Source organism: Lysobacter antibioticus, assembly GCF_001442535.1.
Lineage (GTDB): Bacteria > Pseudomonadota > Gammaproteobacteria > Xanthomonadales > Xanthomonadaceae > Lysobacter > Lysobacter antibioticus.
Window position 1 is genome coordinate 4,969,267 of the sequence record NZ_CP013141.1, and the last position, 25,618, is coordinate 4,994,884.

The window sequence follows — 25,618 nt, forward strand, 5'->3', positions numbered from 1 at the left end:
CGCCGCCCCATGCACCGCCGCCGCCCGCGCCGCCAGCCTGGGCGATGACCAGCGATCGCCACGTGCACCAGGTCTACTGAGCCAGGCGAAGGCGCCCTCCGGGACGTACATGCGGAAAGGCCGGGATCGACCCGGCCTTTCTTGCCTCCGCGTTTCGCAACGCAGAGCACGACGTATCGCGCTCGTTACTCCGCAGGCGCGGCGGTCACCCACTTGGCGAACACCGCATCGATCTCGCCGTCGGCGACGCTCTTGCCGTCTTCGAGTTTCCCGGCCTGCTCGAACAAGGGAACGATCATCGCCATGCCGTCGATCTTGGTCTTGAGCCGCACGCCCGGCGCACGCTCCAGATAACGGTCCCAACGCGTGCGGACCTTGCTCCAGAAACCCTCGGTCGCCTTCCAATAGGTATAGGCCGGCTTGAAGTCGACCTCGCCGGTCTTCTGGTAATCGTTGAAGCCGAATTCGCGCGCCAGCTCTTCCTGGCTGCCATCGGGCTTGCGCAGCACCTTGGTGTTGAACTGCTCGTGGGTCCAGCCGTTCGGCGTGATGGTGTGGCGGTTGACCGCCGAGACCGCGTTGTAGTCGCTGCGCTTGGTGTACTCGCGTCGCGGCAGCGGGCGCCAGCTGGCATCGCTGGTCCAGGTCGCGATGCCGTTGCGATAGTCCCAGTGCCCGGTGCCGCAGTAACGCGGCGCATCGCTGACCTCGTACACGCACTGGGTCCAGGCGCCGCGATTGAGTTCGGCCGGAATCTTGCGCACGTGCCAGGTCTGGTCGGCGCTGAACTCGAAACGCTGCGGCGCCTCATAGACCCAGTCCTGGCGCCAGTGCTTGGTCACGTGGCCGCTTTTCGCATCGACCAGGATGTGCTGCAGCACGAGCTTGCGCGGGCTGTCCTCGACCACGATGACGGTCTCGTTGCCGCCGCTGCGCATCGCCGCCGCGCGCTCGTAGCCGGGCTTGAGCAGGACGGTTTCGTCGAAGGCGAAATCGACGATGTATTCGCCCTTCATCGCCAGGATCGAAGCGCGATCGCGCTCGATCGAGGCCTCGGCGGCCGGCACGGGAGACAGGGCCAGCACGGCACGGCTGGCGACAAGAGTGATGGCCAGCAGGCTGGCGGTGTACAGACGTCGGGTCATGGCTGAACTCGATGGTTCTCGGTTGGCTGCGGAAGGGGTCGGAATAAACAGACGAAGCGGTCGGCTCAGGCGTACTGCGGCGGCGCGCCGTCGCGCAGGCCCGAGGCCATGCAGCAGCACACGTGCGCCTGCGGGCGCAGGCGCGCGCCCTCGCCGGCGGCGATGCGGCGCGCGTGCGCATGCCCCAGGTCCGACAGCTCGGCCGCGTCGGCGAGCAGGACGCAGTGCCCGGCTTCGTCGTGCAGCACATGCAGGCGCAGGACCTCGGCGCACCAGCGGCCGCGCAGACGACGCCACCAGCGCCGCCGCAGACGCGGCCACACGCCGCTGCGCGTATCGAAGCCACGGTGCGCGGGCAGTTCGGCGGCGGCATCGTCCCAGGCCAGGAAATCGCTGTCCGGTAGCAGGTACAGGCGCCAGCAGGCGCGGCCGGCGCCGTTGCGGAACAGCAAGGCCTCGCACAAGGCCTCGCCGTCGTGACGGACCAGCCGCTCGGCGCTGTGCGCCTGCAGCCAGCCGTCGAGGGCATCGCGATGACGCGAGGGATACACGCACAACACCGTCGCGACCGCCGCCAAACGTTCCGGCATCGGCAAGCCGGCGCGGTCGAGCGTGGCGGTCGGCAACGTCGCGCGCATGGTTTACCAGCTCACCGCCACGCTCATGCCGAGGTTACGGCCGGGCGCGGTGTAGCGGTCGACGATGGCGCTGCCGGCGCTGAGGCCGGGCAGATTGGCGCCGTCCCAATACTTCTTGTCGGCGAGATTGAACACGCCGACGTTGAACTTGGCGCCGGGGGCGAAATCCCAGTGCGCGAGCAGATCGAGCACGCCGTAACCGGGCGTGGCGAAGCGGTTCGGTGCCGGCAGGTCGCTCTTGCGGTGGGCGAAACGCCCGGCGAGTTCGACCCCCCAACTGGCGCGGTCGTAGGCCACGCCGAGCGTGGCGGTCAACGGCGCGATCGACTCCAACGGCCGGTCGGCGGTCTTGTCCTCGCCCTCGCTCCAGGCCGCCGCGCCGCGCAGCGACCAACCGGCGAGGCGGTCGGAGAGCTGGCCGAAGTCGACGCCGCCGCGCAGTTCGACGCCGCGGATGCGCGCCTTGGCCACGTTCTGCGACTGGAACACGATCAACGGCGTCTGCGGCGGCGCGCTGACCTGGCGGTTGGACTCGATGAAGTCCTTATAGTCGTTGGAGTACACCGACAACTGCGCATAGGCGGCGGCGGTGCTGAAGCGCAGGCCGAGTTCGTAACCGTCGCTGGTCTCGGGCTTGAGGTCCGGGTTCGGGATGGCGGTGTAGCCGAACTGCAGATTGGTGAAGCCGAGGTTGACGTCGCTGTAGGGCGGCGCGCGGAAACCGCGCTGGTAGCCGCCGAACAACGACCAGTCCTGGGCGAAGTGCCAGACTGCGCCGAGCTTGGGGGAGACGCTGGTCTTGCTGAGGTCGCTGATCTTCACCCCCGGGTTGTCGGCGTTCCAGATCGGGTCCTGTTGCGGACGCAGTTCGTAACGGTCCACGCGAACCGCCGGCACCAGGCGGAACTTGCCGTCGGCGAAGCGGATCTCGTCCTGCACGAACACTCCGGCGTTGCGGGTCTTGCTGACCGGGAAATCGCGCACCGGGAAGGTATCGGGCGAAATCACGCTACTGACCGCGCCGGTGGTCAGATTGACCGCGCGGCCGTCGCGCTTCTGCCGGAGCTCGGTGTCTTCGTATTCGAAACCGTAGGTCAGCGTGTGCTCGACCGCACCGGTCGCGAAATCCTTGTGCGCGGTGGCCTCGGCGCCGTACACGCGCTGGTCGAAATTGAACTCGCGCAGGCGCAGGGTCGGGCTGATCTCGCGACCTCCGATCACGCTGACGCGCTGCTCGCGAGTGCGCTGGGTGGTCTCGCTGTCCTGGCGATAGACCTGCCAGCGCAGCGAATCGGCCAGCACGCTGTCGAGGCTGTCGATTTCGTGCGCGAACGCGACCCGTGCGCGGGTCTGGTGATCGTCGCCGGTCTGCGACAACACCCGCACCTGCGGCGCGCCCGGCATCGACAAGGCGGTGCCGCGGGCGCTGAAGACCTGGGTGTCGGTCTGGTCTTCGCTGCCTTCCACGGTCAGGCGGAAGCGCTGGCGGTCGCTCGGCGCATACACCAGCTTGGCCAGCAGGCTGCGGCCTTCGTTGCTCTGCGGGTTGGGCCGGGTGCGGCGAGCATCCAGCGCGGCGTTCCCGCCCTGGTTGCCGGTCTCCTCGCCCTGGTGATGATTGAGCACGACCAAGCCGGACCAGCGCTCGCCGCCGAAGGCCGCGGTGGCGCCGCCGAACAGGCTTTCGTTCTTGCCGTCGTAACCGGCCTTGAGGCCGAAGTAGCTGCCGGCACCGTCCTTAAGGTAGTCGGCCGGGTCCTTGGTGACGAACGAGACCACGCCACCGAGCGCGTCGGAGCCGTGCAGTGCGCTGCTCGGGCCGCGCACGACCTCGACTTCCTTGACCGTATCGAGGTCGACGAAATTGCGCCCGGCGTTGGAGAAGCTGCCGATCGAGAAACTGTCGGACACCGAGATGCCGTCGACCAACACCCGCACGCGGTTGCCGCCGAGGCCGCGGATGCGGATGTCGCCGAGGCCGAAGCGCTCGCTGTTGGCGCCGACCTCGATGCCCGGCTCGTAGCGGAACAGATCCTTCAGGTCGCGGACCAGTTCGCGGTCCATGCGTTCGCGGTCGATCGCGCTGACCGTCGCCGCCACATCCTCCACGGCGCGCTCGGTGCGCGTGGCGCTGACCACGACGCGCTGGAGTTCGTTGACGTCGGCACTGTCGGCGGCATCGGCCGCGGCGGCGACTGCAGGCAGGGCCAGCGACAAGGCCAGGGCGAGCGCGCAGCGCACCGGCGCGCGCAGCGATGGGGAAGCGGAACGAGCGGGCACGGCAATAGTAAGAACGCAGGACATTCGGTCGGACTCGGTAGTGGATTGGCCGAGGCGAGCGGGCGTCCGTTGCAACCATTGTGCAAAGCGGAGGGGCTGGCAGCCTTGAGAGAGAAGGTGCTGGCGGATCGGCCGAAGCCGACGCGCCATACCGCCCTCCTGCCGGGAGCGCGGTATGGCGGATGACGCGGGCGTGGCGTTGCGATCGGCTTGGGAGGTACCGCTTCAAATTCAGAAGCGGGTGCGGCTGGACGGGCTTGGCTGGATCGCGCCGATCGCCGGGTTACTTGGATTACGCCAATCGCGGTGTTACTTGGAACTGCATCGCAGGATTACTTGGTGAGGATCAGCTTGTCGTTGCGGGTGTGACGCAAGCGATAGACCTCGCCGCCATGGCGGATCAACACTTCACGCGCGCCGCGAAGCAAGGCCGTGCTTTCGACCAGGACGCCTTGGGCGGCGGCGACGACGACCGAGGTCGCCGAGGCCGAAGCGATGGAGGGCACGGCGACGGGCGCCGCGACGGCAGCCAGGGGACGATCGCTACGGGGTTTCAGTTGCAGCACCGGATTGCGCAGAGACATGACGGTGGCTCGTTGGGGGTGGGCTCGACAAAAATGATAATGATTCTCATTTGACAGTCAACACCCCAACCGCCGGATCTGCGACCCCGGTCATGCGCGGTCCGCTCCTCCCCGTCTCAGGCCGACTCAGGCCGTCGCGCTCTCCACCCGCTGCCAACCGGCTTCGTCGATGCGCTCGACCCAGTCCAGCGCCTGCAGGTTCTGCAGCAGTTGTTCGGTGCGGCTGGCGCCGAGAATCACGCTGGAAACGTGCGGGTTACGCAGGCACCAGGCGATCGCCAACGGCGCCGGCTCCGCGCCGAGCTCGCGCGCGACCGCGACGAAGGCGTCGGCGCGTTGCGGCCTCCGCTGGTCCGAGCTGCCGAGCACGATCCGCTGCAGCCACTGCTGGTCGGCCTGGCCGAGCCGGCTCTGCGCGGAAATTCCGTCGCGATATTTGCCGGTCAGCAAGCCCGAGGCCAGCGGCGACCAGATCGTCGTGCCGAGGCCGAGTTCGGCATACAGCGGCGCATATTCCAGTTCGACCCGCTCGCGATGCAGCAGGTTGTACTGCGGCTGCTCCATGGTCGGCGCATGCAGATGATGAGCGCGGGCGATCTTGTGCGCCTCGCGGATCAGCGCCGCCGGCCATTCCGAAGTGCCCCAATACAAGACCTTGCCCTGGCGGATCAGCGCGTCCATCGCCCACACGGTTTCCTCGACCGGCACGTCCGGATCGGGACGATGGCAGTAGTACAGATCGAGATGCTCGACACGCAGCCGGCGCAGCGCGTCGTGGCAGGCTTCGGTGACATGCTTGCGCGACAATCCCTTCTGGGTCGGCCCGGGTTCCTCGACCGAGCCGAACATGACCTTGCTCGACACGCAGTAGCCGTCGCGCGGCAGGCGCAGATCGGCGATCGCCTCGCCCATCACCCGCTCCGCCTCGCCGTTGGCATAGCCTTCGGCGTTGTCGAAGAAATTGATGCCGTGGTCCCAGGCCGCGGCGATCAGCTCGCGGGCGGTGTCGCGGCCGATCTGCGCGCCGAAGGTGACCCAGGCGCCGAACGACAGCGCCGAAATCTGGAGGCCGGATGAACCGAGGCGACGGTACTGCATGGATGCACTCCAAACTGAGCGGTGACTGCGGTCATGCTACGCCCCTGGACGATGCGACAAAGGACTGCATGTGGCGATGACGAACCTGAAAACCCGAGGCCTGATCGTGATCTTCATCGCGATCGCCGTCGCATTGTTGGCCTGGCAACTGTGGCGCCTGCGCACGCCGGCGCCCGCGCTGCCCGAACCGGACGCCGTGCAGGCCGAGGTCGCCGATGCAGCGCCCGAAACGGCCGACACCGCACCGGCCGCCGCCACGTCGCGCAAGATCCAGCCCGCCGCCGGCGACTACCGCAACCCGGCCCTGGCCGAGCTGAAGAACCGCGCCGACGCCGGCGACAGCCGCGCCTCCTGCCAACTGGGCATGGAGCTGCTGCGCTGCACCGACCTGTCGGCCGCCGAGCAGGTGCTGGCCGCGGCCGACGACAACGCCCGTCCGGACATGCCGGCCGAGCAACGCGCCTACATGAGCAAACTCGAAAACCGCGCGCGGCACATGGTCGCCGAATGCCGCAACGCGCCCGACGACGCCTGGAAACAAGGCAACCATTACCTGCGCCAGGCCGCCCTCGCCGGCGAACCCGAAGCGATGTACCGCTACGCCCGCGGCGACTCGGTCCTGATCGATTACTCGCGCATGGGCACGCCCGAGTTCGACCGCTGGCGCGCCGAAGCCGGCAACATGATGCAGCTCTCGTTCGAAGCCGGTTACCTGCCCTCGGTGTTCGACCTGATGGTCGGCTACAGCGACAACTCCTCGCCGATCACCGGCCTGATCCCGAACGACCCGACCAAGGCCCGCGCCATGCGCTTGCTGATCGGCCGCCTCTCCGGTAAACCCGCCGACCGCCCGGAAGCGCGCCATGCCGCCCTGGAACCGGCCGCCGTTGCCCTGGCCGCGCAATGGCAGCGCGACTATTTCCCGACCCTGAAGCCGCCGTTGCAACGCATGCCCCGGGTCATGCCGGCCGGCTTCGCCTCGTTGTATGCGGACGAGAACGTCGAGAGCCCGTGTTCGCAGTGAAGTGCGTGAGCGAGGCTCTTTCGGTCCTTCGATTCGGCTGCTTGCATAGTCAAACGCCGCAGTCTTGCGGCGCGCGTACCAAGCAAGATCTGGATCAAACGCCAAAAGCTTCCGCCACTAAAGCGGCGGGTTACTTTCTTTTGTCATAAGCAACAAAAGAAAGGTAACCAAAGAAAAATGCTTTTCTTTGAATCAAGGGCCCGCACGATCGGTGCCGACGCGGGGATTTTTCATACGGGACATCCCTGTCCCGATGAAAAACGGCGCGCATCCCTGCGCGCCGCCCTCCGGGTCTTCTATTGCCTTCGCTAGATCGAGACGACGCACAGCAACGGCCAAGGCCAAATCAAAGCCAAAGCCAAAGCCAAAGCCAAAGCCGACAATAGGAACCCGAAGCGCCGCAACGCCCCCCTGTAGGAGCGGCGTAAGCCGCGACCACGGGACGTGCAGAGACAGCAGCGCCGATGCATTCCATCGAGGCGACACCCTGTCGCAGGGTAGGAGCGGCGCAAGCCGCGACCACGCAGCTGCGCCCCCCTGCGCCGGCGGCCGCAGGGTCGCGGCTTGCGCCGCTCCTACCCAAAAGCGGTCGCGAACCGTCTGCCATTGACGTTGACGTTGACGTTGACGTTGAAGCTCGGCGTAGCACCGAACTCGCAATGCAACCGTAGACCCGGAGGGCGGCGCACAGGACGTGCGCCGTTTTCCGATAAGACAAGGATGTCTTATCGGAAAATCCCGGCGCGAGCTGCGAACTCGCAGGGGAGCTTCGTCAAGGAAAGCCCTTTTCTTTGGTTACTTTTCTTTTGGGCCAACAAAAGAAAGTAACCCGGCCGCGTCAGCGGACGGAAGCTTTGCTGTTGATGTTGCCTGACTGCCTAGTGCGGCAAGACCGACGTAGCGCGGTCGCGGCGTATGACGCCAGGAAATTCCTATGGGACGCCGCTTCTACCCACGCGATGGCGCATCGCTTGAATGGATGACATCGGCGCGATTGCCTCTGCGCGTCCCTTGATCGCGGCTTGTGGCCGAAGGAAATCCAGTAGGACGCCGCTCCTACCCTGAAAAGCCAAGGCCCCGCCCCATCGGGTACTGCGCCCACGGCACAAGCGCGCGCCCTGTGGATCCACCCCGACAGCGCGGCAGGCCCCAACGGCGAAAGATTCTCATTCGCCCACTACCGCCTCGATCCAGCTACAATCCGCCCCACTTTCCTCCTCCGGGGAGTAGCCCACCCGCAGCCGCCAAGGCCTGCGGGGACATGCGTCAACACACTTGGCCCACCGGCCATGGCGCATGAGCGGCAGCCAGCGCGAACGATCCGGGTCCACGACCCCATCGCCGAGCGCTAGCGACCACGGGCAAGACCGAAGGCAGGCGTTGCGCGCAACCCGGGTCGGGCCGCGCATCGTCCGCCTTCGCGTCCACGCGAATGCCCGACCCCGGAGTTGTCATGGATCTGTCCTTCCTCCCGGCCTCGGTCGTCACCACCCTCGTCTCGACGGGCACCGTCGCGCTCGCCGAAATCGGCGACAAGACCCAGTTGCTCGCCCTGCTGCTGGCCGCGCGCTTCCGCAAACCCTGGCCGATCATCGCCGGCATCCTCGTCGCCACCCTGCTCAACCATGCCCTCGCCGCCTGGTTCGGCACCCTGGTCGCGCATTGGCTGCGGCCGGAAGTGCTGCGCTGGATCGTCGCGGCGAGCTTCCTCGCCGTCGCGCTGTGGACGCTCAAGCCCGACCGGCTCGACGAAGAGCCCCAGTTCTCGGCGCGCGGCGCCTTCCTCGCCACCACCATTGCCTTCTTCTTCGCCGAGATCGGCGACAAGACCCAGGTCGCCACCGTGCTGCTCGCGACCCGCTACGAACCCTTGTGGGCGGTGATCGCCGGCACCACCGTCGGCATGCTGCTCGCCAACGTGCCGGTGGCGCTGCTCGGCAGCCGTTTTGCCGACCGCCTGCCCTTGAAAACCGCGCGCTACGTCGCAGCGGCCGTGTTCGCGGCACTGGCGATCTGGGTCGCGGTGCGCGGAATCGGCTGACCGGCGGCCTCACCGACGCTCACGCGGGAGCCGGGCGACCGGCTCTCGCGCTATGCTCGCCGCGGACGGCAAGGGGATCGCGTAGGGATGCACGGCATCGGCGGAAGGTTGCGCGGCGTACTGGTGGCGCTGTTGCTGCGGCCGGACGAAATCATGCTCGAGATCGGCGCCGGCGGCGAATTGCTGGTGGCGCGACTGCGCGCGGTGCTCGCCGCGATGCTGCTGCTGTTGCCGCTGTTCAACGCGATCGGCGGCGGCAGCGTCAAGGAAACCATGATCGGCCTGGGCGGGGCGGTCTTCGTCAACGTGTTCTCGCAGCTGTGGCTGGCCCTGGCCCGGCGCCAGCGCCGCTACCGCTGGCTGCCCTTCACCACCGCCGGCTTCGACGTCACCGCCACCACCCTGGTGCTGGCCGCGCTCGCCGCCCAGCACCTGCCGGCCGGGCTCAACAGCCTGATCGTCTGGTGCGGCTACCTGTTCGCGATCCTGATGACCGCGCTGCGCAGCGACGGCCGCGTCACCCTGTTCGCCGGCCTGCTCGCCTTGGTCCAGTACGGCGTGCTGATCACCGCCGTGTTCGCCGCCGCCGATTCGCCGGAAGAGCTGATGTCGAGCGATTACGGCGCGGTCACCCTCGGCAGCCAGTCGCAGCGCATCGTCCTGCTGGCGATGGTGACCATCGCCACCTCGATGGTCGTGTATCGGATGCAACGCCTGATCGAGATGTCCGGCACCGACGGCCTGACCCGGTTGCCGAACCGGACCTGGCTGACCCACCGCATCCCGCGCCTGTTCGACACCGTTCGCCGCGACGGCGGCAGCCTGACCCTGGCCCTGATCGACCTGGACCATTTCAAACGCATCAACGACGACTACGGCCACCGCCTCGGCGACCGCAGCCTGCGCCACCTGGTCGCGGTGCTGCGCGAACAGGCCGAACCCAGCGAATGGCTGGTGCGCCTGAGCGGCGGCGAATTCCTGCTGGTGATGCGCAAACCCTTGGGCACCGCCTTCGAGGAAGTCGACGCGATCCGCCGCACCGTCGCCGAGCGCCCGTTCGAGCCCGGCCGCGGCGCCGAGCCGCTGTGGCTGAGCTTCAGCGCCGGTCTGGTGACGTTTCCGCAGGAAGGCGGCGACCTCTCGCGCCTGCTCCGCCGCGCCGACCTGCGCCTGCAGCGGGCCAAGCAATCCGGCCGCAATCGCGTGGTCGCCCGCGATATCTGAACGAGCCGGCCCTGGCAAGCCCGGCGGCGCAGCTTGCCGCTGGCGCCGTCACTGCACTAGGCTGCCCCGATTAATAAGTCGCTAACAAGCCGCCGGGGCTCCGGCGCCCGGGGAGAGTGGAGTGGATTCGATTACGCGCGTGGCCTTCGGCCTGTTCGGTTTGGCGGTGCTCGTCGGCATTGCGTGGGTGTTCTCGGTCAACCGCCGTTCGGTCGACTGGAAGCTGGTCGGGATCGGCATCTCCCTGCAGATCGCCTTCGCCTCGGTGGTGCTGTTGGTGCCCGGCGGCAAGGACGTGTTCGACGCGATCGGCAAGGGTTTCGTGCACGTGCTGGAGTTCGTCGGCGCCGGCTCGAAGTTCATCTTCGGCGACCTCATGGACGTCAGCAAATTCGGCTTCATCTTCGCCTTCCAGGTGCTGCCGACGATCATCTTCTTCTCCGCCCTGATGGGCGTGCTCTACCACCTCGGCGTGATGCAGGCGGTGGTGCGGGCGATGGCCTGGGCGATCACCAAGGTGATGCGCGTGTCCGGCGCCGAAACCACCAGCGTCTGCGCCAGCGTCTTCATCGGCCAGACCGAAGCGCCGCTGACCGTACGGCCGTACATCCCCAAGATGACCGAGTCCGAGCTGATCACGATGATGATCGGCGGCATGGCCCACATCGCCGGCGGCGTGCTCGCCGCCTACGTCGGCATGCTCGGCGCCGGCGACCAGGACGCACAGGCGTTCTACGCCAAACACCTGCTCGCCGCCTCGATCATGGCCGCGCCGGCGACCCTGGTGATCGCCAAGATCCTCGTTCCCGAGACCGGTGAGCCGCTGACCCGCGGCACGGTCAAGATGGAAGTCGAGAAGAACACCGCCAACATCATCGACGCCGCCGCCGCCGGCGCCGGCGACGGCCTGCGCCTGGCGCTCAACATCGGCGCGATGCTGCTGGCCTTCATCGCCCTGATCGCGCTGGTCAACGCACCGCTGACCTGGATCGGCGAACAGACCGGCCTGGCCGCGGCGATCGGCAAGCCGACCGACCTGTCGACCCTGCTCGGCTTCCTGCTGGCGCCGATCGCCTGGGTGATCGGCACCCCTTGGGCCGACGCCAACGTGGTCGGCGGCCTGATCGGCGAGAAGGTGGTGCTCAACGAGTTCGTGGCCTATACCCACCTGGCCGACATCGTCAACGGCAAGGTCGCCGGCGTCGCCCTCAGCGACGAAGGCCGCTTGATCGCCACGTACGCCCTGTGCGGTTTCGCCAACTTCAGCTCGATCGCGATCCAGATCGGCGGCATCGGCGGCCTGGCCCCGGAACGTCGCCAGGACCTCGCGCGTTTCGGCCTGCGCGCCGTGCTCGGCGGTTCCATCGCGACCTTCATGACCGCGACCATCGCCGGCGTACTGACTCATTTCTCCGCCTAAGCCCATGAGCCAAGCCTCCGCAGGTCGCGTCGTCGTCGTCGGTTCCTTCAACGTCGACCACGTCTGGTCCCTCGCCGCGCTGCCGCAGCCCGGCGAAACCCTCGCCGGCACCTACCGCACCGGTCCCGGCGGCAAGGGCTTCAACCAGGCCACCGCGGCCGCCCGCGCCGGCGCGCAAACCAGCTTCATCTGCGCCCTGGGCGAGGATGTCGGCGGCCAGCTCGCACACGCGCTCGCCGCCGGCGACGGTATCGACCTGCGCGATCTGCGCAGCGACGCGCCGACCGGCACCGCCGGCATCTACGTCGATGCCGACGGCCGCAACACCATCGTCATCGGACCGGGCGCCAACGCCGAGCTGTCGGCGGAGTTCGTCGGCAGCCACGACGCCCTGCTCGGCACCGCGCAGGTCTTGCTGAGCCAGTTGGAGACGCCGGTCGAATCGGCCGCGGCCGCATTCTCCGCGGCACGCCGCATCGGCGCCCTGACCCTGCTCAACCCGGCCCCGGCCGACGCCGTCGCCAGCGACGCGCTGTGGGCGCTGGCCGATGTGATCACCCCGAACGAAACCGAGTTCTGCGCGCAGTTGCGTCTGCGCACCGGCGCCACGCTCGATCCCGACACCCTGAGCGTCCTGCCCGATGCCGAGCTGCACGCGCACTGCCGTCGCCTGCTTGGGCATGGCAGCGTAGTCGTGACTCTGGGCAAGGCCGGCTGCTTCGTTTCCCATGCCGACGGCGCCCTGCACGGCGACGACTGCGCGTACTACCGCTGCCCCGCAGCCGCGGTCAAAGCCGTCGACACCACCGGCGCCGGCGACGCCTTCAACGGCGCCCTCGCCGCCTCGCTGGCCGCTACCGGCGAGGCCCCGTTCGCGGCGCATGTCGCCTACGCCAACCGCTATGCCGGCCTGTCGACCGAACGCGTCGGCGCGGCCGCGGCGATGCCGCGCGACGCCGAGGTGCGCGCGCGCTTCGGCTGAGCGGTTCGCCGCTCCCGACGGATTTGCTTTAAGGGTAGGAGCGACGCGAGTCGCGACCAAGGGACGCGGAGCGAATACACCGTTGCCGTGATCGATCGAAGCCGCGCACGTCCACGTGGGTAGGAGCGACGCGAGTCGCGACCGCGCTGCGATGGGTTCGCGGCGCATCGCTCAAGCAAAACCTAGATCTAGATCTAGATCTAGATCTAACGCTAAGAGCTTCCGCCACCAAAGCGGCGGGTAACTTTCTTTTGTCTAAAGCAACAAAAGAAAGGTAACCAAAGAAAAATGCTTTTCTTTGAATCACAAGCCCGCACGAGCGGTGCTTCCGCAGGGATTTTTCATACGGGACATCCCTGTCCCGATGAAAAACGGCGCGCATCCCTGCGCGCCGCCCTCCGGGTCTTCGATTGCCTTCGCTAATGCGAGGCGACGCACAGCAACGGCAAAATCCATACAACAACCGCAATCGTGCCGTTGCCGTTGCCGTTGCCGTTGCCGTTGCCGTTGCCGTTGCCGTATGAGCTTGGCGCAGCACCGCTCTTGCGAGAACACCTGGAGACCCGGAGGGCGGCGCACAGGACGTGCGCCGTTTTCCGATAAGACAGGGACGTCTTATCGGAAAATCCCGGCGCGGGCTGCGTGCTCGCAGGGGAGCTTCGTCAAGGAAAGCCCTTTTCTTTGGTTACTTTTCTTTTGGGCCAGCAAAAGAAAGTAACCCGGCCGCTTTAGCGGACGGAAGCTTTGCCCTTTGCCCTTTGCCTTTGCCGTTACCTCTTGCGGACCGATACGCCGCAACGCCATTACATCGCGGTCGCGGCTCGCGCCGCTCCTACCCGGTGAAAGCAGCCGCCCTTCGACCGGCAGCGTCGGCCTTGTTGCCTCAGCACGTCCCCTGGTCGCGGCTCGCGCCGCTCCTACCCGGCGAAAGCAGCCGCCCTTCGACTGGCAGCGTCGGCCTTGTTGCATCAGCACGTCCCCTGGTCGCGGCTCGCGCCGCTCCTACCCGGCGAAAGCAGCCACCCTTCGCCCGGCCACATCGGCCTTGTTGCCTCTGCACGTCCCTCGGTCGCGGCTCACGCCGCTCCTAAAGGGGCTGTAGCCCCCCGACGGGGCTAGAAGCCCAGCCCCACCGGCCTCCCGCCAGGGACATGGCCGACCCACCCTTTTGTTTGAGAATGGTTCGCATTAACATGCGAATCCTGTCGCAGTTCCCAGGCCTCTCCCGCATGCCCCGTTTCTCGTTCCTCGCCAGCGCCCTGCTGGCCGCCCTCGCCGCGCCCGTCGCCCACGCCGACGAGGCCAAGGACATCGACCGCGTCACCGTCTCGGCCAGCACCAGCCGCATGCCGAACTCCGAGGCCGCGCTGGCGAATACCATCACCGTGATCGATCAGGAACAGCTGCGCCAGCAGTTGGCCGTGACCCAGGACATCTCGCAGGTCCTGGCCAACCTGATTCCCTCGTTCGCGCCGTCGCGGCAGAAGCTCACCAACGGCGGCGAAACCCTGCGCGGGCGCAAGCCGCTGTACCTGATCGACGGCGTGCCGCAATCGACGCCGCTGCGCGAGGGCGGTCGCGACGGCCACACCATCGACCCGGCGATGATCGAACGCATCGAAGTCATCCACGGCGCCAATGCGCTGCAGGGCCTCGGCGCCTCGGGCGGCATCATCAACATCATCACCAAGCGCGCGCCGCGCCAGGACGGCGAACGCTTCCACGAGCTCAGCCTCGGCGCCAGCACCGCGCTGCCGAGCCAGAGCGACGGCAGTGGCTATCGCGCCTCGTATCTGTTCGGCACCCGCCAAGGCGCGTTCGACTTCGTCGGCGGCGTCTCCTTCGCCAGCGAAGGCCTGTACTACGACGGCAACGGCAACGCGATCGCGGTCAACGACATCCAGGGCGACCTGATGGACGCGCGCAGCAACAACCTGTTCGCCAAGGCCGGCTGGGACCTCGACGAACAGCGCCGCCTGCAGCTCACCGCCAATCGCTACGAGTTGGAAGGCAACAACGACTACATCACCGTCAACGGCGACATCCGCAGCGGCCGCCTCGCCACCTCGGCGCGCGGCAGCCGCGAAGGCCAGGGCGCGCGCAACCGCTCGACTTCGCTGGTGCTGGACTACACCGACAAGTCGGTGGCCGGCGGTTATCTGCAGGCGCAGCTGTACTGGGTCGACTTCAAGGGCCTGTACGGCGCCACCGACTGGGAAGATTTCTGGCGCGACGGCCGCGACCCGCATTGGTGGGACCAGTCGCAGAACGTCTCGGAAAAACTCGGCGGCAAGTTCAGTTGGTCGCGCGACAACCTGTTCGACCAGCGCCTGCGCGTCACCCTCGGCCTCGACTGGGGGCGCGACACGACCTATCAGGAACTGGTGGTCAGCGGCCTGAAGTGGGTGCCGGAGACGCAGTACGAATCCTGGTCGCCGTTCGTCCAGGCCGAATGGTGGGTCGCCGACAAGGTGATGCTGACCGGCGGCGTACGCCACGAGCGCGGCCAGCTTAAGGTCGACGACTTCACCACGATCCCGGCCAACGCCGGCGGCAGCCGTTTCGTCGAAGGCGGCTCGCCCAAGACCAGCAAGACCCTGCCGAACTTCGGCGCGGTCTGGGAAGCCAGCGACGCGCTGAAGTTCTACGCCTCGTACTCGGAGGGCTACACCGTCGCCGACATCGGCCGCGTGCTGCGCGGCATCACCGCGCCGAACCAGCGCGTCGACAACCTGATCGACCTGTCGCCGGTCGTGTCGGACAACCGCGAGGTCGGCCTGGACTTCGACGACGGCCGTTGGGTCGCGCACGTGGCGGCGTACTGGTCCGACTCCGACCTCGGTTCGCGCCTGGCCTTCGACCGCAATACCCAGAGCTATAACGTCGTGCGCGAGCGCACCGAGATCCGCGGCGTCGAAGCCAATCTCGCCTTCCGCTTCTCCGACGCCGGCCGCGTCGGCCTGGGTTATGCCGGCGCCGAAGGCCGCTACGACAGCGACGGCGACGATCGCGTCGACAGCGACCTGCCGGGCATCAACATCAGCCCCGACCGCATCATCGCGTTCTGGGACCACAGCTGGAGCGAGAACGTCTCGACTCGGCTGCAGGGCAGCCGCTCGCTGGACCGCGACTTCGACCTCAAGGGCGTGCGCGTGGCCAGCACCGACGGCTACACCACGCTCGACCTGCAGGCCCGCTTCAAGCTGCCGGCCGGCCAGCTCAACCTCGGCGTGGAGAACCTGCTCGACGAACAGTACGTGACCTACTACTCGCAGAGCACGCCGCGCAACGACACCTACGTCGCCGGCCGCGGCCGCGTGTTGAGCGCGAGCTGGCAATATCGCTTCTGAGTCCGCTTCCGGCCCGCCCAGCATGTCGCATCGCCAGGCCCATACTTCGCTGCGTTCGCGCCTGCGCACGGCGCTGAAGTGGCTACACCTGTGGCTCGGCCTCAGCGCCGGGCTGCTGTTCGCCGTGGTCGCCCTGTCGGGCACGGTGCTGGCGTTCCAACGCGAGTTGCTGGTATTGGCCTATCCGCAACTCGGCGAGCATGCCTTGCCGACGCAGGAGCAACGCGGGCGCGCGCTCGAACGCATCGTCGGCCACTGGCAGACCCAGGGCATGAGCTCGATCGACCTGCCCACCGCGACCCTGCCGGTGTGGCAAGCCTATTTCCCCGACAACGAACGCCGTTACTTCGATCCGGCCAGCGGCGAACTGCTGTTGCTGCGCAATACCGACAACGACCTGCTGCTGTGGCTGCGCGACCTGCACATCCATCTGCTCGCGGGAAAGACCGGCGAGCAGGTGCTCGGCGTGGTCGGCCTGGTCGCGGTGTTCCTGCTCGCCAGCGGCCTGTACCTGTGGTGGCCGCGCTGGAAAGCGCTGGCGGCGAGCCTGAAGTGGTACCGCGGGCCGCCGACCCGGCGCTGGCTCAGCTGGCATCGCGGCATCGGCCTGTGGCTGCTGCCGCTGACCCTGCTGGCGACACTGACCGGCGTGTCGATGGTCTACGACGATGTGGTGCGCGACGGCCTGCGTGCTGCCTTCGGCGACGCCAAGCCGCGCAAGCCGCCCAAGCTCGAAGCGCGCGACGCGCCGATCGACTGGACCGCGACCCTGCGTGCGGCCGAGGCCGCGGTCGCGGCGGACGGCCCGCTCGCCGGCGCGCGCCTGAGCCGGATCAGCCTGCCCAAGGCCGGCAGCGGCCTGATCGCGATCCGCAGCCGCGCCGTCGACGAATGGCATCCGGTCGGGCGCAGCATGGTCTGGTTCGATCCCTATCAGGGCCGATTGATCGGCACCCTCGATGCGACCCGGCAAGGACTCGGCACGCGCAGCTACGAATCGATCTATCCGCTGCATGGCGGTTTCGTCGGTGGACGCCTGTGGCAATGGCTGATCGCACTGACCGGCCTGGCGCCGCCGTTCCTGCTCGTCACCGGCTTCCTGTTCTGGCGCCGGCGCCGCAATCGCTGAACGCACGCCCCGCCTGCGAACGTCGCCGCGCCGACAAGCTTCCCGCCACGATGTGAAAATGGCGACCGTCTCGATTTTGCGGATGCTCGATGTCGTCGTACTTCCTGCTTCAAAGCCGGCGCGGCAGCGCGCTGGCCCTGCTGTGCGCCGCATTCGCCTCGCCGGCGCCGGCTCAGTCGCCGCCGGCCAGGCAGGACGCTCCCGATTCGACGAGCGAGGCGCGCGATGCGATCGAAACGCTCGACGAGGTCACCGTGCAGGCGCAGCGCCAGGCGCGCTATCTCGCCCGCTGGAGCACCGGCGTCACCAAGGCCGATACCCCGCTGCTGGAAACGCCGCTGTCGGTCTCAGTGGTGAGCCGCCAGCAGATCGACGACCAGAAACCGCGCAGCGTCTCGGAAGCCTTGCGCTACACGCCGGGCGCCTTCGTCGGTCTGGTCGGTTCGGCCGACCGCTACGACTACATCGCCCTGCGCGGCTTCATCGACAACAGCACCGACAACAGCGTTCTCGACGGCCTCAAGCTGCTCGGCGATTCGGCCGGCTACAACTCGCTGCAGATCGACCCGTATTTTCTCGAACGCATCGACGTGTTCCGCGGCCCCTCCTCGGTGCTGTACGGCCGCGCCTCGCCCGGCGGTTTCGCCGCGTTGACCAGCAAGCAGCCGCAATTCGACTACGCCCGTTCGATCGAGGCGACCTTCGGCACTCGCCGTCAGTCCGGCGCCGCGTTCGATTTCACCGGCCCGCTGCGCGAAGACGGCGAAGTCCGCGCCGCCTACCGCCTGGTCGGCCTGGGCCGCTCTTCCGAAACCCAGGTCGAACACACACGGCGCGAACGCTACGCCCTGGCGCCGTCGCTGCTGCTGCAGTTCGGCGAAGGCACCGATCTGTTGCTGCAGGCCTATCTGCAACACGACCCCGACGGCGGCTATCACAGCGGCGTGCCCGCCGACGCCACCCTCGACACCACGCATAACGGCCGCCGCATCTCGCCGCGCCTGTTCGACGGCGAGCCCGGCCGCGACGCTTACTCGCGCCGCGAACGCTTGCTCGGTTATCGGTTCGAGCATCGTTTCGGCCCGAACTGGAGCTTCCGCCAGCACTACCGGCACGTCGACTCCGACGTCGCCCTACGTCAGGTCTACGGCTACGGCTGGGCCAGCGCGACCGAACTCAATCGCTACTACACCGGCGGCGACGAAGCGCTGCGGGCACAGGCCGTCGACAACCAGGTCCAGGGCCGCTTCGAGACCGGCGCCTTCGCCCACACTGTGTCGCTCGGCCTGGACTATCAGAACCGCGAGAATCAGGGTTATTGGCTGTCCGGCGTCGCCGCCCCTCTCGATGCCTTCTCGCCGCGCTACGGCCAGGGCCGGATCAGCGAGGCGCGCAACCATTGGCGCCACGATTTCGAGCAGACGGGGCTCTACCTCCACGACCAGATCGCCCTGCGGCAATGGCGGTTCTCGCTGAGCGGCCGCGGCGACCGCGTGCATATGGCCAACATCGATCGCGATCACGCCACGCGTTCGAGCTGGAGCGGCTCGCGCTTCACTTCGCGCCTCGGTGCGGTGTATCTGTTCGGCAACGGCCTGTCGCCGTACCTCAGCTATAGCGAGTCGTTCAATCCCAACCTCTACGTCGGCCGCGACCACCGCCTGCTCGAACCGACCGAAAGCCGGCAGAACGAAATCGGCCTGAAGCACCAGCCGCCCGGCAGCGAAAGCCTGCTCTCGATAGCCGCCTACGACCTGGTGCAGAACCACGTCGCCTCGCGCGTGCTCGCGACCAACTACCACGAGCCCGCCGGCCAGGTGCGTTCGCGCGGCCTGGAACTGGAGGCCAAGTCGCAGCTCGGCGAGCGCTTCAGCGCAATGGCCAGCTACACCTACACCGACATGGAATACGAACGCGGCGAAGCGGCCTACCGCGGCAAGACGCCGTACCAGGCGCCGCGGCACATGGCCAGCCTGTGGGCCGACTACGCCTTCGCCGGCGGCCTGGGCGTCGGCGCCGGCCTGCGCCATGTCGGCAGCAGTTGGGCCGACCGTATCAACACCCGCAAAGTGCCGGCCTACACCCTGATGGACCTGTCGCTGCGCTATGAACTCGGACGCGCCTCGGCCGCCCTGCGCGGGCTGAGCCTGCGGGTCAACGCCAACAACCTGCTCGACAAGCGCTACGTGGCCTCGTGCGCCAGCCTGCTGTACTGCTACTACGGCGAGGAGCGAAACGTGACGGCGACCGTGCGTTACGACTTCTGAGGCGGCCCGCGCCCGGCTCCGCCGACCGGCGGTCGCGGCCTGCGGCCGGATCGGGTTCACAACCGCGTTCTATCGACGTGTAACCGGATGTCACACGTCCGCCGCAGGCGGCCTAACCGAGGGAACGAAAATGGCAGGCAGGTTCTTGATCAGCAAGCGCAGCAACGGCGAATTCCAGTTCGTGCTCAAGGCCGGCAACGGCGAGCCCATCCTCAGCAGCGAGGGCTACAAGGCCAAGCCCTCGTGCATCAACGGCATCGAGGCGGTGCGCACGAACAGCCAGAACGACGCCCGTTACGAGCGCAAAACCTCGTCCAGCGAGCGTCCCTATTTCGTGCTCAAGGCCGCCAACGGCGAGATCGTCGGCACCAGCGAGCTGTACTCCAGCAACGGCGCGCTCGAAAAAGGCGTCGCCTCGGTCAGGCTGAACGCCCCGACCGCGGCCGTGGACGACCCCACCGCCTGAGCGAGGTCCGCCTCGGCGGCAGACCGGCCCCTCGCGGCCGGCTGCGAACGGCCGGCCACGGACGGCCTGACCTGGCCCGCGCGCAGGGTGGCTTACAATGCCGCCCATGCGCATCGGCCCCTACTCCCTCATGCCGCGCGTGATCCTCGCGCCCATGGCCGGGGTCACCGACAAGCCCTTCCGGGTGCTGAGCAAGCGCCTGGGTGCGGGCCTGTGCGTGTCCGAGATGACCACCAGCGACCCGCGCTTCTGGAGCACGGCCAAGTCGCGCCACCGCATGGACCACGACGGCGAGCCCGACCCGATCAGCGTGCAGATCGCCGGCACGGTGCCGCAGATCATGGCCGACGCGGCCCGCTACAACGTCGACCACGGCGCCCAGATCGTCGACATCAACATGGGCTGCCCGGCCAAGAAGGTCTGCAACGCCTGGGCCGGCTCGGCGCTGATGCGCGACGAGGCCCTGGTCGGGCGCATCGTCGAGGCCGTGGTCAAGGCGGTCGACGTGCCGGTCACGCTGAAGATCCGCACCGGCTGGGACCACGACCAGCGCAATGCCCCGAACATCGCCCGCATCGCGCAGGACGCCGGCATCGCCGCGCTCGCCGTGCACGGCCGCACCCGCGACCAGCAGTACACCGGCAGCGCCGAGTACGACACCATCGCCGCGATCAAGGCGGCGCTGTCGATCCCGGTGATCGCCAACGGCGACATCGATTCGCCGCACAAGGCTGCCTTCGTCCTCGCCCACACCGGCTGCGACGCGGTCATGGTCGGGCGCGCCGCGCAAGGGCGGCCGTGGATCTTCCGCGAGATCGCCCATTACCTGGCGCACGGCGAAGAACTGGCGCCGCCGACCCTGGCCGAGGTGCGCGACATCCTGCTCGGCCATCTCGAACACCTGCACGCGTTCTACGGCGAAGTCTCGGGCGTGCGCATCGCCCGCAAGCATCTGGGCTGGTACGCCAAGGACCGTCCCGAGAACGCCGCCTTCCGTGCCGTGGTCAATCGCGCCGACACCGCCGAACTGCAGTTGCGGCTGACCCGCGATTACTTCGACGCCCTGGTCGCGGGCGTCGCGCCGGACCTGCCGGTCGCGGCCTGAGCGGCGTTCGTCCGGCTCCGATTCGCCGCGCTACCTACCCTGTGCGCTGCAGCATGAGCCGCAACGCGGTGTCTTCTCGAGTGCGGCTCCGCCATCGAGCGGCGGCTCAGCGCATGCCGCCGTTGTGGCTCTGCGCCGGGATCGCCGCGGCGCGCATCGAGGTCGGTACGGGCGCCTGGGCCTCGGCGACGATCTCCGGCTCCTGCCAGATCCGCGTCCACATCGCCGGCAGCTTGCGCGCCGCATCCCAGGGCCATTGCAACTGCTGCGGCGGAATCTCGCGCCAGGACTCGGCGGCGCGCTCGGCCACCGCGAAGCGGAAGCTGTAGTCGGGCTCGGCGCCCATGCGCAGGTCGGTCACGATCAGGCGGCCGTCGCGCTGCTCGGCTTTCATGAAGCCGTGGTTGAACCAGTTCAAACGATGCACGGCCGGATAACCGCTGACCTGCCTGAAAGCCTCCATATCGGAGTCGTAGGCACGGAACCGCATCGGCCCGCGATCGGCGACCAGCGAACGCTCGCCTTCGACGAAACCGCCGGGCGTCATCGCCACCACCCGCCACAGGAGGGTGTTGAACGGCATCGGCACCGAGAAACGCGGCGCGTCCTCCAGCCCGAGCTTGGCCAATGCGGCTTCGGCCTCGTGTTCGACCCGCGACTTGGCCCATAACGAGCCGCCCAGGTACAGCGAGCTCAAGGCCAGGCCGACCACCAGCGCCGGTTGCGCGAGCCTGCGTTCGCGCGCGAACCAGGCCACCACGCAGGCGAGCAACAACCACACCGTGTACAGCGGGTCGATGATGAAGACGCTCGACCACATCACCGGTTTGACCGGCAGCGGCCACAGCAACTGGGTGCCGTAGACGGTGAAGGCATCGAGCACCGGATGGGTCAGCAAGGCCGCCTGCATCGCCCAGAACCAGCGCTTGGGCGACTGCGCGACGCGGCCGCCGCGTTCGCGGCACCAGGCCCAGATCGCCCAGGCGATGAAGGGCAGCACCAGCAGCGAGTGGCTGAGGCTGCGGTGCCAGGTCATGCGTTCGACCGGGTCGGCAGTGAACAGGTTGACCGGGATAACGTCGAGGTCGGGCAAGGTGCCCAGTGCGGCGCCGGCAAGCAAGGCCGCGCGGCGATGCCCGGCGGGCGCGATGGCGGCGCTCAGCGCCGCGCCGAGCACGATTTGAGTCAAGGAATCCATGCGCGAATGCTAACCGCAGGCCCGGCGGCGGCGAGTTTGTTTTTCGTTGGGAGGGCGTCCGGGCCGTAATTCACGCCGCTCGCGGCCCTGCCTGGAAGCGGACGCGGCGCTCCTCGATAATCGGTCGACACAGATCCGATCGACGCCCCGCTCCCCCCAAGCATCGTCCGCCAGGAATCGTCCGCCATGCCGAACCGCCCCCTGCCCAAGCCCATCGGTATCGTCGCCTGCTCGGCCGAGGGCGCGGCGCTGTGCTATCGGACGATCTGCGCCGAGGGCGCGCGCCTGCTCGGTCCGCATGCGCATCCGGAAATTTCCCTGCACAGCCATTCCCTGGCCGACTACGTGAGCTGCCTGGATCGCGGCGACCTCGACGGCGTCGGCGAGCTGATGCTGTCGTCGGCGCGCAAGCTGGCCGCGGCCGGTGCGCAGTTCCTGATCTGCCCCGACAACACCATTCACCAGGCCATGGCCTACGTCGAGGCGCGTTCGCCGCTGCCGTGGTTGCACATCGCGCAGGTCGTGGCGCAGCGCGCGGCCGAACGCGGCTTTCGCCGCATCGGCATCACCGGCACGCGCTGGCTGGTCGAGAGCGAGGTCTATCCGGACAAACTCGGCGCGCTGGGCCTGGACTATGTGCGCCCCAGCGCGGAAGAACGCGCGCAGATCGGCCGCATCATCATGGACGAGCTGGTCTATGGCAGCTTCAAGCCCGAATCGGTCGCGTACTTCCAACAGGTGATCGAACGCTTCAAGCACGCCGGCTGCGATGCGGTCGTGCTCGGCTGCACCGAGATCCCCTTGATCATCAGCGACGAGAACTCGCCGCTGCCGACTCTGGATTCGACTCGTTTATTGGCGCGGGCGGCGTTGAAGCGGGCGGTGTCGGGCGATTGATCGCGACGGTCCTCACCCCGGCCCTCCCCGGCAAGTGGGAGAGGGAGCAGAGCGAGATCGAGCTTCCAGGCTAGCTCAGGCCGCGTGCGGCAGCGCGCCTGGCAGCAGGCGCGGCGCGCGCGCCGGCAACAGCGCCAGGGTCTCGCCGGTGTGGGCCAGCAGGCGCAGGGTGCCGTCGGGGTCTTCGGCCAAGGCGGTCAGGCTTTCGACCCAATCGCCGTCGTTGGCATAGACGCAGCCGTCGCGCTCGAACAAGGCGGCGCGGTGGATATGACCGCAGACGATGCCGTCGAGACCGCGCCGGCTGGCGTCGCCCAGGCCGGCCTGGACGAAGCGCGAGATGTAGCGTTCGGCCGCGCCGCTCTGGCGCTTGAGGAAATCGGCGAGCGACCAGTAGCGCAGGCCGAAGCGGCGGCGCACGCGGTTGGTCAGGCGATTGCTGGTGAGGATGCGCTCGTACAACCAGTCGCCGAATTTCTCCTGCATGCCGCCGAACTGGGTCACCGTGTCGTAATCGTCGCCGTGGGTCACCAGCAGGCGGCGGCCGTCGGCGGTCAGGTGGATCGCGCGTCGCCGCACCTGCATGCGCGGCAACACCAGGCCGCAGAAGCGACGGATCGAGCGGTCGTGATTGCCCGGCACGTAGATCAGCTCGGTGCCGGCGCGCACCAGCGCATGCAGCGCCTCGACCACGCGGTATTGGGCCGAGCCCCAGGCGGCGCGGCGTTGCGCCATCCACCAGAGGTCGACGATGTCGCCGACCAAATACAGACGATCGCAACGCAGGTTCTGCAGAAAGTCGGCGAACTCCTCGGCATGGCAGTGTTTGGCCCCCAGATGCACGTCGGAGACGAACACCGCCCTGCGGCGGATCGGCAATTGCGTGATCGATGCAGGCGTCATGACACGGCCTCGCTGGCGGCGGGTTCGATGCCGGACTCGAGCGCGCGCGGCGCGGCGCCGAGGTAACGCTCGCGCTTCTTCGGGCGCAAGCGCTGCAGGTCCACTTCGATCAGGCCGTCGACCGCGTCGCTGAAGGCCGGGTCGACGCCGAAAGCCAGGAAACGCGCACCGCCGGGTTCGCACAGGTCGGTGTACTGCTTGTAGAGCATCGGCAGGCTGGCGCCGAGCGCGTCGAGATTGCCCTTGAGCACGCGGAAAGCGGTCGCCGCGTCGAGCGCGTCGAACTGCGGCGGCGCCGCCCGGTACACGAACGGCTGCTTCGACACCGCGGCGGACTCGTCGCTGCCGTAATAACGGGCGTAGTAGGCGACGATCTGTTCGCGCGCGTCGGCCGGCAGGGCGGCACTGATCGAGACCGGCCCGAACAGATAGCGCACGCCCGGATGCCGGCACAGATAGGCGCCGATGCCCTGCCACAGGTAATCGATGCTGCGGCTGCCCCAGTACTCGGGCACGACGAAGCTGCGGCCGAGCTCCATGCCCTGGACCAGGCGCGGCACCGCGTCGTCGGCATAGCGGAACAAGGACGCGGTGTAGAGCCCGGCCAGGCCGCGCTCGGCCAACACGCGGCTGCCGCGCGCGATGCGGTAGGCACCGGCGATCTTGGCCTCGGCGGCATCCCACAGCACGATGTGTTCGTACCAGCTGTCGAAGACGTCGACGTCCAGGCGTTGGCCGGTGCCCTCGCCGACCGCGCGGAAGGTCAGCTCGCGCAGGCGGCCGATTTCGCGCAGCAGGGGCGCACCGGCCGGCAGCACGCCGACCCGGATCTGCTTGCCGTCGATGGTCTGGCCCAGCGATTCCATCGCCTCGACCCCGGCCCGCACCAGCGCCGGATCGACCGCGTCGATCAGCGCTTCCGGCCCGATCGGCGCCGAGCGCTCGCGCGGCGTGCCGATCGCATGCAGCTCGCGCCGCACCTCGCGCAACAAGCGCTCGGCGTCGCCGTCGACCGGCAGTCGCAAGGGCCGGCCGATCCGCAGCGCGACCCGGCGCGCGCGGCGGGCGAACATCTCGCGCGCCAGCAGGGCGGTGCCGGCCGGCTTGAACAAAGCCGAGGCGCCGTAGAACAGCGCCGAGTTGCGCGCCTCGATCCGCACCGGCAGCACCGGCGCGGCGGTCTTGCGGGCGAAACGCAGGAAACCGCGCCGCCAGCGGCCGTCGGTGACCCCGCGCAGTCCGAGCCGGGCGACTTCCCCGGCCGGAAACACGATCACGCATTGTTCCGCCTGCAGCGCGGCCTCGATCGCGTGCAGGCTGTCGGGACTCGGCCGGCCGCCCAGAATGCGCACCGGCAGGATCAGACCTTCGAGGCCGTCGAGCGCCGACAGCAAATCGTTGGCGACGATGCGGACGTCGCGGCGCACGCGGGCCACCGCATCGAGCAGGGCCAGGGCGTCGACCGCCCCGGACGGATGGTTGGCGACGATCAGCAGGCGGCCGGTCGCGGGAATCCGCTGCAGCTCGGCGGCCTCGACCAGGTAGCGCGCCTGCAGGAAATCCAGCGCGGCGGTGACGAAGGCGAAGCCGCGCAGGTGGCCGTTCTCGGCCAGGAAGCCATCGACCCGGTCGAATTTCGACCAACGCCCGATGGTGCGGAGCAAAGGACGGGCGATCCCGGCCCGGCGACCCCGGAACCATTGCGGGAAGCGCTCTTGCAGTCGGCGTTCGAATTGCAGCATCGGCGTCGCATCGGCGGCGGTATGCCGGGCAGCCTGAGCCGGGGCGGCGACAGGATCATGGCGGTTTCGGGTCAGTCCGGTGACACGGCCAGCGGCGGTCCCCGACGGGCTTTTTCCCCGAAGAT

At 68.1% G+C, this 25,618-nt stretch carries 19 protein-coding genes; 11 read left to right on the forward strand and 8 right to left on the reverse strand.

Features of this window, described 5'->3' with window-relative positions:
* Positions 1-185: 185 nt before the first annotated feature.
* The 5 genes from GLA29479_RS20190 to GLA29479_RS20210 all read right to left on the reverse strand — a co-directional run bounded on the left by GLA29479_RS20190 (position 186) and on the right by GLA29479_RS20210 (position 5,745).
* Positions 186-1,145, reverse strand: a complete 960-nt coding sequence (locus GLA29479_RS20190) for a DUF6607 family protein (RefSeq protein ID WP_057972644.1) — start codon at positions 1,143-1,145, stop codon at positions 186-188.
* A 65-nt stretch (positions 1,146-1,210) separates the two neighbouring features.
* Positions 1,211-1,783, reverse strand: a complete 573-nt coding sequence (locus GLA29479_RS20195; RefSeq protein ID WP_057972645.1) for a hypothetical protein — start codon at positions 1,781-1,783, stop codon at positions 1,211-1,213.
* Between the two features lie 3 nt (positions 1,784-1,786).
* Positions 1,787-4,063, reverse strand: a complete 2,277-nt coding sequence (locus tag GLA29479_RS20200) for a TonB-dependent hemoglobin/transferrin/lactoferrin family receptor (protein WP_425599954.1) — start codon at positions 4,061-4,063, stop codon at positions 1,787-1,789.
* A 332-nt stretch (positions 4,064-4,395) separates the two neighbouring features.
* The gene (hemP, locus tag GLA29479_RS26075) at positions 4,396-4,647 is read right to left on the reverse strand and encodes a hemin uptake protein HemP (RefSeq protein ID WP_057972646.1); all 252 of its coding nucleotides are present in this window, start codon (positions 4,645-4,647) and stop codon (positions 4,396-4,398) included.
* Positions 4,648-4,773: 126 nt separating this feature from the next.
* On the reverse strand, positions 4,774-5,745 hold the full coding sequence (locus GLA29479_RS20210) for an aldo/keto reductase (protein WP_057972647.1): 972 nt from the start codon (positions 5,743-5,745) through the stop codon (positions 4,774-4,776).
* A 76-nt stretch (positions 5,746-5,821) separates the two neighbouring features.
* Between GLA29479_RS20210 and GLA29479_RS20215 the strand changes: the two genes are divergently transcribed.
* From GLA29479_RS20215 to dusB, 10 genes are all read left to right on the forward strand, one after another.
* Entirely contained in the window at positions 5,822-6,769 is a 948-nt protein-coding gene (locus GLA29479_RS20215) for a hypothetical protein (RefSeq protein ID WP_057972648.1), read from the forward strand.
* A gap of 1,453 nt (positions 6,770-8,222) precedes the next feature.
* The gene (locus tag GLA29479_RS20220) at positions 8,223-8,810 is read left to right on the forward strand and encodes a TMEM165/GDT1 family protein (RefSeq protein ID WP_057917156.1); all 588 of its coding nucleotides are present in this window, start codon (positions 8,223-8,225) and stop codon (positions 8,808-8,810) included.
* Between the two features lie 87 nt (positions 8,811-8,897).
* Positions 8,898-10,034, forward strand: coding sequence for a GGDEF domain-containing protein (locus GLA29479_RS20225; protein WP_057972649.1), 1,137 nt, complete (start codon positions 8,898-8,900; stop codon positions 10,032-10,034).
* A gap of 121 nt (positions 10,035-10,155) precedes the next feature.
* Entirely contained in the window at positions 10,156-11,454 is a 1,299-nt protein-coding gene (locus GLA29479_RS20230) for a NupC/NupG family nucleoside CNT transporter (RefSeq protein WP_057917154.1), read from the forward strand.
* Between the two features lie 4 nt (positions 11,455-11,458).
* Complete coding sequence (locus tag GLA29479_RS20235; RefSeq protein ID WP_057917153.1) at positions 11,459-12,436, forward strand: ribokinase; 978 nt, start codon at positions 11,459-11,461, stop codon at positions 12,434-12,436.
* 1,229 nt (positions 12,437-13,665) lie between these two features.
* Positions 13,666-15,786, forward strand: coding sequence for a TonB-dependent receptor (locus GLA29479_RS20240; RefSeq protein WP_057972650.1), 2,121 nt, complete (start codon positions 13,666-13,668; stop codon positions 15,784-15,786).
* A gap of 22 nt (positions 15,787-15,808) precedes the next feature.
* On the forward strand, positions 15,809-16,915 hold the full coding sequence (locus GLA29479_RS20245) for a PepSY-associated TM helix domain-containing protein (protein WP_057972651.1): 1,107 nt from the start codon (positions 15,809-15,811) through the stop codon (positions 16,913-16,915).
* An 89-nt stretch (positions 16,916-17,004) separates the two neighbouring features.
* Entirely contained in the window at positions 17,005-19,182 is a 2,178-nt protein-coding gene (locus tag GLA29479_RS20250) for a TonB-dependent siderophore receptor (RefSeq protein WP_057972652.1), read from the forward strand.
* Positions 19,183-19,312: 130 nt separating this feature from the next.
* Positions 19,313-19,648 (forward strand): YegP family protein, encoded by a 336-nt coding sequence (locus tag GLA29479_RS20255; RefSeq protein ID WP_057972653.1) that lies wholly within the window; start codon positions 19,313-19,315, stop codon positions 19,646-19,648.
* Positions 19,649-19,754: 106 nt separating this feature from the next.
* Positions 19,755-20,753 (forward strand): tRNA dihydrouridine synthase DusB, encoded by a 999-nt coding sequence (dusB, locus tag GLA29479_RS20260; RefSeq protein WP_057919949.1) that lies wholly within the window; start codon positions 19,755-19,757, stop codon positions 20,751-20,753.
* A 106-nt stretch (positions 20,754-20,859) separates the two neighbouring features.
* Here dusB and GLA29479_RS20265 read toward each other — a convergent pair whose 3' ends face one another.
* Entirely contained in the window at positions 20,860-21,951 is a 1,092-nt protein-coding gene (locus GLA29479_RS20265) for a metal-dependent hydrolase (RefSeq protein WP_057972654.1), read from the reverse strand.
* 186 nt (positions 21,952-22,137) lie between these two features.
* On the opposite strand from GLA29479_RS20265, the gene GLA29479_RS20270 reads away from it, so the two are divergent.
* On the forward strand, positions 22,138-22,848 hold the full coding sequence (locus tag GLA29479_RS20270; protein WP_057972655.1) for an aspartate/glutamate racemase family protein: 711 nt from the start codon (positions 22,138-22,140) through the stop codon (positions 22,846-22,848).
* 75 nt (positions 22,849-22,923) lie between these two features.
* Here GLA29479_RS20270 and GLA29479_RS20275 read toward each other — a convergent pair whose 3' ends face one another.
* Both GLA29479_RS20275 and olsF read right to left on the reverse strand, forming a co-directional pair.
* Positions 22,924-23,751, reverse strand: coding sequence for a UDP-2,3-diacylglucosamine diphosphatase (locus tag GLA29479_RS20275; RefSeq protein ID WP_057917146.1), 828 nt, complete (start codon positions 23,749-23,751; stop codon positions 22,924-22,926).
* Positions 23,748-25,493 carry a bifunctional ornithine lipid synthase OlsF gene (gene olsF / locus GLA29479_RS20280; protein WP_169795699.1) on the reverse strand — a complete coding sequence of 582 codons (1,746 nt, stop codon included), beginning with the start codon at positions 25,491-25,493 and terminating at the stop codon, positions 23,748-23,750. Before olsF ends, GLA29479_RS20275 begins: the two co-directional genes overlap by 4 nt.
* Positions 25,494-25,618: the final 125 nt, after the last annotated feature.

Coding starts and splice junctions, on each gene's coding strand:
- GLA29479_RS20210 (WP_057972647.1), bottom strand. CDS start 5,745: ATGCAGTACCGTCGCCTCGGTTCATCCGGCCTCCAGATTTCGGCGCTG.
- dusB (WP_057919949.1), top strand. CDS start 19,755: ATGCGCATCGGCCCCTACTCCCTCATGCCGCGCGTGATCCTCGCGCCC.
- GLA29479_RS20245 (WP_057972651.1), top strand. CDS start 15,809: ATGTCGCATCGCCAGGCCCATACTTCGCTGCGTTCGCGCCTGCGCACG.
- GLA29479_RS20215 (WP_057972648.1), top strand. CDS start 5,822: ATGACGAACCTGAAAACCCGAGGCCTGATCGTGATCTTCATCGCGATC.
- GLA29479_RS20235 (WP_057917153.1), top strand. CDS start 11,459: ATGAGCCAAGCCTCCGCAGGTCGCGTCGTCGTCGTCGGTTCCTTCAAC.
- GLA29479_RS20190 (WP_057972644.1), bottom strand. CDS start 1,145: ATGACCCGACGTCTGTACACCGCCAGCCTGCTGGCCATCACTCTTGTC.
- GLA29479_RS20270 (WP_057972655.1), top strand. CDS start 22,138: ATGCCGAACCGCCCCCTGCCCAAGCCCATCGGTATCGTCGCCTGCTCG.
- GLA29479_RS20225 (WP_057972649.1), top strand. CDS start 8,898: ATGCACGGCATCGGCGGAAGGTTGCGCGGCGTACTGGTGGCGCTGTTG.
- GLA29479_RS20275 (WP_057917146.1), bottom strand. CDS start 23,751: ATGACGCCTGCATCGATCACGCAATTGCCGATCCGCCGCAGGGCGGTG.
- hemP (WP_057972646.1), bottom strand. CDS start 4,647: ATGTCTCTGCGCAATCCGGTGCTGCAACTGAAACCCCGTAGCGATCGT.
- olsF (WP_169795699.1), bottom strand. CDS start 25,493: ATGCTGCAATTCGAACGCCGACTGCAAGAGCGCTTCCCGCAATGGTTC.
- GLA29479_RS20220 (WP_057917156.1), top strand. CDS start 8,223: ATGGATCTGTCCTTCCTCCCGGCCTCGGTCGTCACCACCCTCGTCTCG.
- GLA29479_RS20265 (WP_057972654.1), bottom strand. CDS start 21,951: ATGGATTCCTTGACTCAAATCGTGCTCGGCGCGGCGCTGAGCGCCGCC.
- GLA29479_RS20240 (WP_057972650.1), top strand. CDS start 13,666: ATGCCCCGTTTCTCGTTCCTCGCCAGCGCCCTGCTGGCCGCCCTCGCC.
- GLA29479_RS20195 (WP_057972645.1), bottom strand. CDS start 1,783: ATGCGCGCGACGTTGCCGACCGCCACGCTCGACCGCGCCGGCTTGCCG.
- GLA29479_RS20255 (WP_057972653.1), top strand. CDS start 19,313: ATGGCAGGCAGGTTCTTGATCAGCAAGCGCAGCAACGGCGAATTCCAG.
- GLA29479_RS20250 (WP_057972652.1), top strand. CDS start 17,005: ATGTCGTCGTACTTCCTGCTTCAAAGCCGGCGCGGCAGCGCGCTGGCC.